General features: G+C 35.5%; 9 protein-coding genes and 1 pseudogene. 3 read left to right on the forward strand and 7 right to left on the reverse strand.

Features of this window, described 5'->3' with window-relative positions:
• Window positions 1-23: 23 nt before the first annotated feature.
• Window positions 24-1,976, forward strand: coding sequence for an RNA polymerase sigma factor RpoD (rpoD, locus tag OPR60_RS01320; RefSeq protein ID WP_265039779.1), 1,953 nt, complete (start codon window positions 24-26; stop codon window positions 1,974-1,976).
• Window positions 1,977-2,116: 140 nt separating this feature from the next.
• Window positions 2,117-3,097 (forward strand): SGNH/GDSL hydrolase family protein, encoded by a 981-nt coding sequence (locus tag OPR60_RS01325; protein ID WP_265039780.1) that lies wholly within the window; start codon window positions 2,117-2,119, stop codon window positions 3,095-3,097.
• A gap of 175 nt (window positions 3,098-3,272) precedes the next feature.
• Here the strand turns inward: OPR60_RS01325 and OPR60_RS01330 are convergent, their stop codons facing one another.
• The 7 genes and pseudogenes from OPR60_RS01330 to OPR60_RS01360 form a co-directional block, all read right to left on the reverse strand.
• Entirely contained in the window at window positions 3,273-3,869 is a 597-nt protein-coding gene (locus tag OPR60_RS01330; protein WP_245611006.1) for an IS110 family transposase, read from the reverse strand.
• Window positions 3,866-4,114 carry a hypothetical protein gene (locus OPR60_RS01335; protein ID WP_265039781.1) on the reverse strand — a complete coding sequence of 83 codons (249 nt, stop codon included), beginning with the start codon at window positions 4,112-4,114 and terminating at the stop codon, window positions 3,866-3,868. Before OPR60_RS01335 ends, OPR60_RS01330 begins: the two co-directional genes overlap by 4 nt.
• Window positions 4,115-4,118: 4 nt before the next feature.
• Window positions 4,119-4,871, reverse strand: a complete 753-nt coding sequence (locus OPR60_RS01340) for an IS5 family transposase (protein ID WP_265039632.1) — start codon at window positions 4,869-4,871, stop codon at window positions 4,119-4,121.
• Between the two features lie 227 nt (window positions 4,872-5,098).
• Complete coding sequence (carB, locus tag OPR60_RS01345) at window positions 5,099-8,554, reverse strand: carbamoyl-phosphate synthase large subunit (protein WP_265039782.1); 3,456 nt, start codon at window positions 8,552-8,554, stop codon at window positions 5,099-5,101.
• A 93-nt stretch (window positions 8,555-8,647) separates the two neighbouring features.
• Window positions 8,648-9,400, reverse strand: a complete 753-nt coding sequence (locus tag OPR60_RS01350) for an IS5 family transposase (RefSeq protein ID WP_265039650.1) — start codon at window positions 9,398-9,400, stop codon at window positions 8,648-8,650.
• Window positions 9,401-9,500: 100 nt separating this feature from the next.
• Window positions 9,501-10,130, reverse strand: coding sequence for an IS5 family transposase (locus tag OPR60_RS01355; RefSeq protein WP_406829603.1), 630 nt, complete (start codon window positions 10,128-10,130; stop codon window positions 9,501-9,503).
• A 203-nt stretch (window positions 10,131-10,333) separates the two neighbouring features.
• Window positions 10,334-10,990: pseudogene (locus tag OPR60_RS01360) on the reverse strand (transposase); the annotation flags it as partial.
• A gap of 160 nt (window positions 10,991-11,150) precedes the next feature.
• Here OPR60_RS01360 and OPR60_RS01365 point away from each other — a divergent pair.
• On the forward strand, window positions 11,151-11,963 hold the full coding sequence (locus OPR60_RS01365; protein ID WP_265040287.1) for a transposase: 813 nt from the start codon (window positions 11,151-11,153) through the stop codon (window positions 11,961-11,963).
• The last annotated feature ends 176 nt before the right edge of the window (window positions 11,964-12,139 follow it).

The raw sequence follows: 12,139 nt of genomic DNA on the forward strand, positions 1-12,139 counted from the left end.
AATTATAAACTATAAAGGTAATGATGTCAACTATTAATGATGCAGAAGATAAGAAAAAAATTATCAAAGATCTGGTAACTAAGAGTATAAAAAAGGGTGGTTTTATCACCTTTGATGATATAAATGATAAATTATCAGATGAAAATTTTTCGTCTGACTTTATAGATGATGCTATATCTTTATTGCAGGATTCCGGAATTAATGTGCTTGAAAGTAGCGAAGATGAAGAAGATATTCCTTCCAACAGTGATGATAGTAAACTTGATGATGATGACACATCGCCAAATGTTACTGCAACTTTAGTACAAAATGATGATCCAGTGAGGATTTATTTACAAGACATGAGCTCCGTAAAGCTTTTATCAAGGGCAGATGAAATCGAGATAGCAAAAAAAATTGAATCTGAAAAGCATAACATGTTACGTGCAATAATTGAAACATCAGTAACATTAAAGGTGATAAAAGTATGGCGTGATGATTTAAGTAATGGAGCTCTCTTACTGAGAGAAATTATAGATCTGGATGCAATTTATAACTCTGATTTTAATGTGGTACCCAAAGAAGAAAGTGAAGAGAGTGAAGAAAGTGCTGAAGATGTTGAGGATTCTGAGGATGTTTCTGAAGATGCTGAGTACTGTAGTGATGATGAGAAAGATAGTAAAAAAAGTGATGATGAGAAAGACGGTAATAATGAAGATATAAGTTCAGTCAATTTAAATGTTTCTATTCTTGAAATGGAAAGTGACTTATTGCCAAAGGTCATAGTTGCATTGGATGAGGTAATTACTTTAACAAATGAAGCGTTGATATTAAGAAAAAATTCTAAAAATTTCTCTAATGAGCTAGAAAATTTGTATAATCAAATATGGTCTATAGCATTACAAATTAAGTTAAGTGATGCTGCTGTTGCCAGAATTACACAAGAACTTTATAAGATAAATAGATCCGTCACGCTTGAAGAGGCTAATCTTATTGCTGAGGCTAGAAAATACAATATCGATAGAGAAAGTTTCTATAAAGTTTATGATGACGTGCTTTTAAAGCACGAGTTGAAAGAGATAAGTCTTTTAAAGATCAATGAAAATCAGTCCTCTTTTACAGGTGAATTAAAAAACAAATTTTTAAGGTTTATAGACGATAACTCTGAACATATAGCTAGTACCTTGAACGGTATTAAGCAGCATATACAGGAAGATAACGTACAAGAATTTAAGGAGCTAATCAGGAGAATACAAAAACACGAACGAGAAGTCTCTGAAGCAAAGCAAGAGATGATTAAGGCTAACTTAAGGCTAGTAGTTTCCATTGCTAAGAAGTATTCAAAAAGAGGTCTTGATCTGCTTGATTTGATACAAGAAGGCAATATTGGTCTTATGAAGGCCGTGGATAAGTTTGATTACAAACGTGGATATAAATTTTCAACTTATGGCACTTGGTGGGTAAGACAATCAATCACTAGGGCAATACCTGAGCAGTCTAAAGTAGTTAGAATACCAGTTCATATGGTGGAAATTATCAGTAAAATCAACAGAGCATTAAGAAAGATGACTCATGAGATGGGAAGAGAGCCGACGTTAGAGGAATTGAGTGTAGAACTGACAATGCCACTGGAAAGAATACGCAAAGTTATGAAAATAGCAAGGGATCCAGTAAGTCTTGAAGCTCCAACAGGAAAAGATGATAGTAGTACCTTCGGTGATTGTATAGAAGATAAGCGAGTCTCCAGACCAGAGGATGCTGCAATACTTGCTGATTTGCGTGGCATTACAACCAATGTTCTTGCAACTTTAACACCAAAGGAAGAAAGAATTCTAAGAATGCGTTTTGGCCTTGGTAAAGATGGGAAGGAACATACCTTAGAAGAAGTAGGAAAAATTTTTAATGTAACACGTGAGAGAATTAGGCAAATAGAGGCAAAAGCACTGCGCAAGTTGAAACATCCAAGCCGCGCTAGAAAACTTAGAGGGTTCTTTTAAGTATACGTGTCAAGTTAAGAAGAAGCTGATTTTGCCCGGAAAAAATGGAGAGCAAGTTAGGCCAAAGTTGTATAATTTCACCGCTATTTTTCTTTTTTTATGGATCTAATGAAACAACATGCTAATCTACGGTAAATATTATGACAAACAAAAATGACAATTCTAATTCAAAGTATAGAAATTTTTATGTTCTGGGTGATAGTTTATCCGATAATGGCGCAATCATTGGAATTTTAAATAACTTATCCTTTGCAAAAAGCGTAAAGTTTGATGACCCTTTTTATCAAGGAGGATCTTTTAGCAATGGCCCTACTGCTGTTGAATATATAGCAAAATATTTAGATTTAGATGAATTTAAACCTGGGTGGAGTTATTCATTTTTTGGGAGATGCCACGAACAGCAAGGTCAGAATTACGCAGTTTCATATGCAACAGCATCTGAAATTTTTGACCCTATTTTTTCTTATTTCTTCAATAAATTTCGTTTAGCTAACCAGCTAGATGCGGTAATTAAACATCATCCAGATATAGGTAAAGAAGATTTATTTTGCATCATAATCGGCGGAAATGATGTTATGGTTGCCACTGCTTATGACGATACTAAAGCGGAAGAAGTGTTGGAACAAGCAGTGAGTGAAATATGTAATGCACTTAAGGTTCTAAATGAACATGGTGTTAAGCATGTAGTTGTTGCAAACGCACCTGAAGTTGGCTTAATACCAGCTTTTAATAGAGATGAAGAAGCAAGGGAACTAGCTACAAAGCTCACGGAGAGTTTCAATGCAAAACTGGCTAAAGGCTTAGATTATATGAAGAAAAGTACAAATCTTGAAATAAAAGCATTTGATCTTAACTCTAAAATGAGAAGTATATTTAGCGAATACAAGAGCAAAGGTTTAAATTGTCAAGATGCATGCACATCGAACATTGCAGACCAAGTTGGAAGATTTAAAGAAAATATAAAAATACTCTTAAAGTTGATATTTAAAGGGGAACTTGACGTTCACTATAACCCTGGGTGTAGAAAAGAAACACTAAAGGATTATTTCTTTTTTGATTATTTCCATCCAACTGCGGAACTTCATCATGAAGTTGGTAATGAAGTGTATGAGTTGATTTGACACAGTTTTTTTGAACATATCCTTTTAAATAGTAACCAGACTGCATTCTGTGATTTTTAGCAAAACACGATCTTTCATTTGAGCTTTCTTCAATTTAAAATAAATACAGAAAATTGCTGCCTATAGCTAAACTGATTTAGATTTACTGACAATTTGAAAAACCGTCATCCCGCTACTATATAGTTATTGATATATATTTTCTTTTAAGCTCTTGGTTTTGATCGATAAATGTAATCATTTCATCTTCTAAAGTTTTAATTTGATTACGTAAAATTGCAAGAAGTTCCTCTATTTGTTTGATTATAGATGTATCAGTTACCTGTTGGATTTGGGTTTTTTGTATTTTTGCTATTTCTACAAGTTGGTTTCTACGAGATAATTTTTGTTTCAAGCAATCAATATTACCATTATCAACTGTTAAAGGAGTAACACGCATATCTGTATTATTGATATAACGTGAAATGATACTGCAGTCTATTTTATCAGTTTTTGTAGTAATACCAAGGCTTTTAGCATAGTCTCTAACCCATCTAGGTTGAATGACGTACACCTCAAAACCATTGCTTAGTAAAGTATAGGCATATAATTTTTCGTATCCATCAGTTGCCTCAAGACCAACTTTGGTTACATTATGCAAACGTAAAAAGTCCAGCATTTCATCAATGGATTGTACATTGTTTTCAAATATTTTATAATGCTCAAGTGGGTGAATGTGGAGATCTAATTTACTTTTGCTAACATCAATGCCAGCAATAATGTTTGATGAATTCATAATTCCTCCGTAATAATAACATATACTGCATTTTCCAGCCTTATATACGAGCCTAAAAGCTCAATCAGTTGTTCGGAACTTTCAGTATAATAAACCAGAGAAGAGAACCTTGCTGAACAACGATTCTTATAATCAAGGGGCGTGACGGTTCCTCTTCTCTGTGTGTCTTTAATATCACTACTTTGATATTTATAAAGACTTGTTCTTAACATATAAGGGAAGTGTCCTCTAGGCTCTGTGGACAAAATTTTAGAGAAGCCATACAAGAGCTCCAACAAAATTGAGAAAACCAATAAAAACCTCAGCAGTTTTATCAAATCTGGAAAAAATGCGCCTAAAATTTTTAATTTTACCAAAAAAACACTCAATCAAATGACGTTCTTTGTAGATATGCTCATCGTAATACCTTTGCACTTTTCGATTCCGTTTTGGCGGAATAACTACTGTACATCCCTTGTCTTCAAGACTTGTAACAAAGGCATTGCTATCGTAGCCCTTGTCAGCTACTACAGTAGAGTTATAGATACTTTCGGTCAACACTTGTGCCTGCGTAATTTCATTTCTTTGACCAGGAGTCAGAGTAAATTTAAGTGGATTTCCAAGTGCATCGACAAGCGCATGTATTTTAGTTGTAAAGCCACCTTTGCTCCTCCCTAAAGCTTCTTGATCCTTGGAGTTTTTTGTATATCCAGATGAACATGGATGGGCTCGAATGATCGTACCGTCGATTATAGCAACTTCTAAATCAGGCTCTTGTTTAGTATATTCAAGCAATTTTTTCCAGACATCTCTTTCACACCATCTTTTAAATCGCTTATGTATACTCCTGTAATTACCATAAGTTTTTGGTAAAAGTCTCCATTGGCAACCACTTCGCACTATGTACCACACTGCCTCTATGAATATTCTTAAACGTTTTTCATCTTTGCTGTGCATTCCTTTTACGCTTTTTATGAACTCTAAAATTTGTTTCCAATTTTCCTCTTTGATATAATATTGCATATGGTAGTTTCTCCATTTTTTACCTATTAGGCTAAACTACCATCTTTTTCTCTCTTTTCATATTTTTTGTCCACAGAGCCTAGGTAAGATTGTGGAGTATTCATTGTAGCATTTGGCTGTTCAATTACGCTAGTTGATTCTTTAGGTATACTATTTCCTTCAAAATTTCCATCTTTTTATTATGTTCTCTTTAGCATTTTGAGAGTGAATTATTCTAGTTTTGATATTTAAACGTTTTGTATCTGCTGTAATGATTTCACTTCCAATTTGCTATTCTTTACATATTGAATTGCAAGCACTAACGCTTTACTCCCAGAAGCTGTGGTACTGTAAGCTATATTTTGCAAAATAGCAGTTCTCCTGATATCTTTGCTATCTGAGACTGATTTCACACCTTTTGAAGTATTGATCACTAGATTTATTTTTCCATCTTTGAGCATATCAACTATGTGGGGTCTGCCTTCTCTCACTTTATTTACAGTTTGTGCAGCAATGCCATTATTATTCAGATAAGAAGCTGTACCTTTGGTTGCATATATTTCAAAACTCAGTTCTTTCAACATTCGTACAACAGGCAATATATACTCTTTATCATCATCTTTTACTGAAACCAGAGCTGCTCCTTCTGTTGGTAACTTGTATCCCGCAGCCATATGCACTTTTGCAAGTGCAGCTTCGAAAGATGAGTCAATTCCCATCACTTCTCCTGTTGATTTCATTTCAGGACCAAGTAGAATATCAATTCCCGAAAAGCGCGTGAATGGAAAAACAGCAGCTTTAACTGCAAAATGATTGAAAGGCTCGTTTTCCTGATTCAATTTTTTACCCAAAATAACTTGAGTGGCAAGTTTTGCAATAGGGATGTTAATTACTTTGGAAATAAAAGGAACTGTGCGACTAGCCCTTAGATTCACTTCAAGTATGTATACATCACTAGACCTCTTGCATAACTCGATTCCTGAAGGCAATTTTGTCGTCAAAGCTTGTCTGCGCTCCTCAAATACATTCGAGTATTCTGTGGTGCTCATCTGCATTTTTTCTAAAAATTTCTCATCACAAACAGGTTCTGCAAGAGGTCTATTCTCTTGAACAGCAAACTGAATGTTTATCAGACCTTTCACTTCTAGTGCAAGAGCTATTCTTTCAGTTTGTAGCTTAATCTCTTTTATTACTTCGTCACTCAATGTATTTGTCGGTATTGAGCATGTTGAATCACCAGAGTGGATACCAGCTTCTTCAATATGCTCCATGACCGCTGCAATGAAAACTTTTTCCCCATCACATACAGCATCAACGTCAACCTCAACTGCATTGACTAAAAATTTATCAAGAAGCAGCGATCCGTGTTCAAAAATTTTGGTTTGATTCAAGACATACTCTTTGAAGCTCTGAGTATCGTGTCTAATCGACATAGACTGACCGCCAAGGACATATGATGGCCTGACTACTAGTGGAAACCCCACCTTTTCTGCGTTGGTTAACGCTTCTTCTACTGAATGGCAGATAGAATTTTCAGGTTGTTTTAAATTAAGTTGCAAAGCAAGGTTTTTAAACCTCATGCGATCTTCTGCAAGGTCAATAGAATCAAACGAAGTTCCCAGAATTTTGAAACCTCTCTCGTTAAGCACTTTGGCTAACTTTAAAGGTGTTTGACCGCCTATTTGAACTATTACACCAACCAGTGTGCCATTTTCTTGCTCTTTACTTAGTATTTCAAGCACATTCTCTGCAATGAGTGGTGCAAAATATAAACGATCAGCGGTATCGTAGTCAGTTGAGACAGTTTCGGGATTACAGTTGATCATTATTGTTTCATACCCCATTTCTTTGGCGGCAGAAGCTGCATGTACGCATGCATAATCAAACTCAATACCTTGACCAATGCGATTTGGACCACTTCCTAAAATGACAACCTTTTCTCGGTCAGAAATATTCGCCTCACATTCCGTTTTATTTTCAACATCACCCTCATAGCAGCCATACATATAAGCAGTGCTCGATTCAAATTCAGCTGCACAGGTGTCTACGCGTTTATAAACTTGTTTAATGCCAAATTTTTTTCTTATTTCTTCGATTTGTTTTACTCGATCTCCAGCGTGTAACGCTGGCTGGATCCCAGTGTCACGCACTGGGATGACATTAGAGAGTACTGGGATGACAGAGGTAGGTCTATTACTTAACTTTGCCAACCTTGCATCCGAGAATCCCATCTTTTTTAGTTCTAATATTTCATATGCAGTTTCAGGAAGGCCATTTTCCTTGATTTTTTGTTCAGCTAATATAATTTGCTGTATATTTTGCAGAAACCATAAGTCATATCCTGTAATCGAATTTATTTCTTCTATGCTAATTCCGTGGCGCATTGCGTCAGCAGCAATCAGTAATCTGTTTGGCAGCAATTTTGCTAATTGAGATTTTACGTGATCAATATCAATGTTCTCAGGAAATACTTCATCAAGTCCTGTAAGATCAGTTTCAAGTGAACGGAAAGCTTTCTGTAGTGACTCATTAAAAGTGCGGCCGATTGACATTACCTCTCCCACTGATTTCATGGAAGTTGATAATTCACAATTCGTCCCCTTAAATTTTTCAAACTCAAATCGAGGAATTTTAGTGACGATATAATCAATCACTGGTTCGAATGCTGCTGGTATTATTGGAGCGCAGTCGTTACGTATTTCATCGAGCGAATAGCCAATAGCAAGTTTAGTTACAACTTTTGCAATAGGATAGCCTGTTGCTTTTGAGGCAAGTGCAGAAGAGCGAGAAACCCTTGGATTCATTTCAATTACAACAAGGCTTCCATCTTCTTTAGGATTCACTGCAAACTGAACATTTGCACCACCGGCACTAACATCAATTTCTCTCAGCACTGCTATAGATGCATTTCTCATCTGTTGGTATTCTACGTCACGCAGAGTCAAAGCAGGAGCAACAGTTATGCTATCCCCAGTGTGCACTCCCATTGGATCAACATTTTCTATCGAACAGACTATTATGCAGTTATCTTTACAATCGCGGATAACTTCCATTTCATATTCTTTCCAGCCGATAATTGATTCATCTATCTGAACTTCATTTATTGGCGAAATTTTGAGAGCACTTTCTGCGATATTGAAAAACTCCTCTTTATTATATGCTATGCCACTACCTGCGCCACCAAGAGTGAATGATGAGCGGATAATTGCTGGTAATCCAACGTAATCCAAAGCCTTTTTTATTTGTTCTTGATTTTTTATAATGATACTTTTGGGGTATTTCAGTCCTATTCTATCCATGGACTGACGGAATAACTCTCTATCCTCTGCTTTTTTTATTGCTTCTCTGTTTACCCCTATTAATTCTACGTTGTATTTGTCTAACACTCCATCATCTGCAAGTTTTATTGCGCAATTGAGTGCTGTTTGCCCGCCCATTGTTGGCAATATTGCGTCTGGCCTCTCCTTAATTATAATTTTCTCTATGATTTCAGGCAGTACCGGCTCAATATAAGTTGCATCAGAGAATTCAGGATCTGTCATTATAGTTGCGGGGTTGGAGTTAACCAAAATGACTTTATAACCTTCACTTTTTAATACTTTACAGCTTTGCGTTCCAGAATAATCAAACTCGCATGCCTGACCTATAACTATTGGGCCTGCTCCTATTACTAATATAGATTCTATATCTGTGCGTTTCGGCATAATTACAATAACGGTCTCTATTCAAGTAATGTTACCAATCTTTCCTGTATATGTGAATTTTTATTAAACCTATTAGGCTCTGTGGACAAAATTTTAGAGAAGCCATACAAGAGCTCCAACAAAATTGAGAAAACCAATAAAAACCTCAGCAGTTTTATCAAATCTGGAAAAAATGCGCCTAAAATTTTTAATTTTACCAAAAAAACACTCAATCAAATGACGTTCTTTGTAGATATGCTCATCGTAATACCTTTGCACTTTTCGATTCCGTTTTGGCGGAATAACTACTGTACATCCCTTGTCTTCAAGACTTGTAACAAAGGCATTGCTATCGTAGCCCTTGTCAGCTACTACAGTAGAGTTATAGATACTTTCGGTCAACACTTGTGCCTGCGTAATTTCATTTCTTTGACCAGGAGTCAGAGTAAATTTAAGTGGATTTCCAAGTGCATCGACAAGCGCATGTATTTTAGTTGTAAAGCCACCTTTGCTCCTCCCTAAAGCTTCTTGATCCTTGGAGTTTTTTGTATATCCAGATGAACATGGATGGGCTCGAATGATCGTACCGTCGATTATAGCAACTTCTAAATCAGGCTCTTGTTTAGTATATTCAAGCAATTTTTTCCAGACATCTCTTTCACACCATCTTTTAAATCGCTTATGTATACTCCTGTAATTACCATAAGTTTTTGATAAAAGTCTCCATTGGCAACCACTTCGCACTATGTACCACACTGCCTCTATGAATATTCTTAAACGTTTTTCATCTTTGCTGTGCATTCCTTTTACGCTTTTTATGAACTCTAAAATTTGTTTCCAATTTTCCTCTTTGATGTAATATTGCATATGGTAGTTTCTCCATTTTTTACCTATTAGGCTAAACTACCATCTTTTTCTCTCTTTTCATATTTTTTGTCCACAGAGCCTAGGCTCTGTGGACAAAATTTTAGAGAAGCCATACAAGAGCTCCAACAAAATTGAGAAAACCAATAAAAACCTCAGCAGTTTTATCAAATCTGGAAAAAATGCGCCTAAAATTTTTAATTTTACCAAAAAAACACTCAATCAAATGACGTTCTTTGTAGATATGCTCATCGTAATACCTTTGCACTTTTCGATTCCGTTTTGGCGGAATAACTACTGTACATCCCTTGTCTTCAAGACTTGTAACAAAGGCATTGCTATCGTAGCCCTTGTCAGCTACTACAGTAGAGTTATAGATACTTTCGGTCAACACTTGTGCCTGCGTAATTTCATTTCTTTGACCAGGAGTCAGAGTAAATTTAAGTGGATTTCCAAGTGCATCGACAAGCGCATGTATTTTAGTTGTAAAGCCACCTTTGCTCCTCCCTAAAGCTTCTTGATCCTTGGAGTTTTTTGTATATCCAGATGAACATGGATGGGCTCGGATAATCGTACCGTCGATTATAGCAACTTCTAAATCAGGCTCTTGTTTAGTATATTCAAGCAATTTTTTCCAGACATCTCTTTCACACCATCTTTTAAATCGCTTATGTATACTCCTGTAATTACCATAAGTTTTTGGTAAAAGTCTCCATTGGCAACCACTTCGCACTATGTATCACACTGCCTCTATGAATATTCTTAAACGTTTTTCATCTTTGCTGTGCATTCCTTTTACGCTTTTTATGAACTCTAAAATTTGTTTCCAATTTTCCTCTTTGATGTAATATTGCATATGGTAGTTTCTCCATTTTTTACCTATTAGGCTAAACTACCATCTTTTTCTCTCTTTTCATATTTTTTGTCCACAGAGCCTAATATAAAATCAAAATCTAATTCGCCAGCGTTCCCATAGCTTACTATAATTTCTTTTTTGCAAGCGAAAAATAAAATCTACTTCCAAATCATAATGCTGCTGAATGAATTTTACTGAAGACGATCATAGATAAATAATAATTTCTCTTGATTTAATAAACGCATTTGAGTGATAACTTCGGGTAATTGCTCTGCCGCCAACGTTTGTTCACCTATATTCCAAGCCGCAAGACGAGCACTACAAATCAGCGAAGTACACAAATCAACAAACAAATTGCCAATGGTGCCTGTTGTTCCATTTGGTTCAAACTCGGATACAATTTCCCCAGAGCTGGGTACCAGAACCATCTGCTGCAATAAGTCTATAGCCTCTCCAACTCAGGTTCATCCTGATAGGCTGTTTGGATGCTTAAATTCTTGAAAGCCTGTATGGCAAATCTTATACCTTGCTTTAGAAAAAGCTTGCTTTGAGGGTACATGTCAATGGCTCCATAAGTTCACATTCTATTCCCAAACTTTTTTTAACTAACTTTAAAATCATAGAAAATACTGTCGAAAAAGCTTGTTCGTGTAAAACTCAACACAATGGATTTTCTGAAAAGTTTTCGAGTATATTATATTTTTAATTTGTAGAATAAGGTTTTTTCCTTTTTGCATATTTCACCTAAAAAGGACACATTTTAGACTTCTTTGTTGAAATAAAACAGAAACAAAAGTAGACCTGCTGCAAAAGGTGATTGAAAAAATGATGTGAGAGGGGTAGAAGAAGAATAAGCAGATCAAGTAAGGAAAAAAAATGAGCTTTAGTTACTATAATATGAAAAAACACCCAAGAAACTTTCGTAATATAACAGGTTTAAGTATAGAGGAGTTCGAAAAAGTAGTAGAAAAAGTGAGGTCTGGATGGAAAAAACTTGAAAAACAGAAAAAGTGTCATGGTAGAAGATCAAAACTACCAACTCTGGAAGATAAGTTGTTTTGCGTAATTTTGTACTATCGCACTTACATAACACATAGATTTTTAGGATGCCTATTCAATGTGCACAACGCAAATGTATGTAGGTTACTTAAGAGAATAGAGCCATTACTCGCCAAAAAAGTGACTATAACAAAAGATAGAAGTATGACGCCAGAAAAAATACTGAAGATTTTGGCTGATGTTACAGAACAGCAAATACAGAGGCCAGAAGATAGTAAAAAACGGAAGAAATCATATTCAGGAAAAAAAAGAACCAACACTATGAAAACTGAGATTATTATCGAAGAAGGAGGAAGAATTTTATCAGTGTCAAAGTCATACCGTGGTAGAATTAGTGATTTTCGCATAAGGAAACAAGAAAAATATTTACCACTTGATAGCATAAAACATGCTGATTCTGGATATCAAGGTTGGCAAAAATTGCAAAGCAATGTTATAATTCCATATAAAAAGTATCGTAAAAAGCCATTAACTCCAGAGCAGAAAGAGCATAATAGAAGGTTAGCATCATTTAGAATGAGAGTAGAAAATAAGATCCGAGAGATAAAGATATTTAAGATTATGTCGAATGTTTATCGCAATTTTCAGAAAAAATATAACTTGAGGTTCAATATTATTGCTGGTATTGTAAATCTTAAGCACGCCTTTTAGTTAACCTTGATTTTATTCACCCTCCTTTCCTTTTTTTTATCGCTTGATTCGCAGCAGGTCTATTGAAACAAGAGGCCAGTGTCACGCACTGGCATGACACCCATTTGTTCCTATAGTTGTCTTTTCTCGTCTACCTTATTTTGCCACTCTGCTGAACAGATACATAAAGAAAGTGG

This window comes from Wolbachia endosymbiont (group A) of Trypoxylon clavicerum (genome assembly GCF_947251665.1).
Lineage (GTDB): Bacteria > Pseudomonadota > Alphaproteobacteria > Rickettsiales > Anaplasmataceae > Wolbachia > Wolbachia pipientis.

Excerpts from the sequence above, each read along its gene's own strand:
- rpoD (WP_265039779.1), top strand. The coding sequence starts at position 24 with ATGTCAACTATTAATGATGCAGAAGATAAGAAAAAAATTATCAAAGAT.
- OPR60_RS01325 (WP_265039780.1), top strand. The coding sequence starts at position 2,117 with ATGACAAACAAAAATGACAATTCTAATTCAAAGTATAGAAATTTTTAT.
- OPR60_RS01330 (WP_245611006.1), bottom strand. The coding sequence starts at position 3,869 with ATGAATTCATCAAACATTATTGCTGGCATTGATGTTAGCAAAAGTAAA.
- OPR60_RS01340 (WP_265039632.1), bottom strand. The coding sequence starts at position 4,871 with ATGCAATATTATATCAAAGAGGAAAATTGGAAACAAATTTTAGAGTTC.
- carB (WP_265039782.1), bottom strand. The coding sequence starts at position 8,554 with ATGCCGAAACGCACAGATATAGAATCTATATTAGTAATAGGAGCAGGC.
- OPR60_RS01350 (WP_265039650.1), bottom strand. The coding sequence starts at position 9,400 with ATGCAATATTACATCAAAGAGGAAAATTGGAAACAAATTTTAGAGTTC.
- OPR60_RS01365 (WP_265040287.1), top strand. The coding sequence starts at position 11,151 with ATGAAAAAACACCCAAGAAACTTTCGTAATATAACAGGTTTAAGTATA.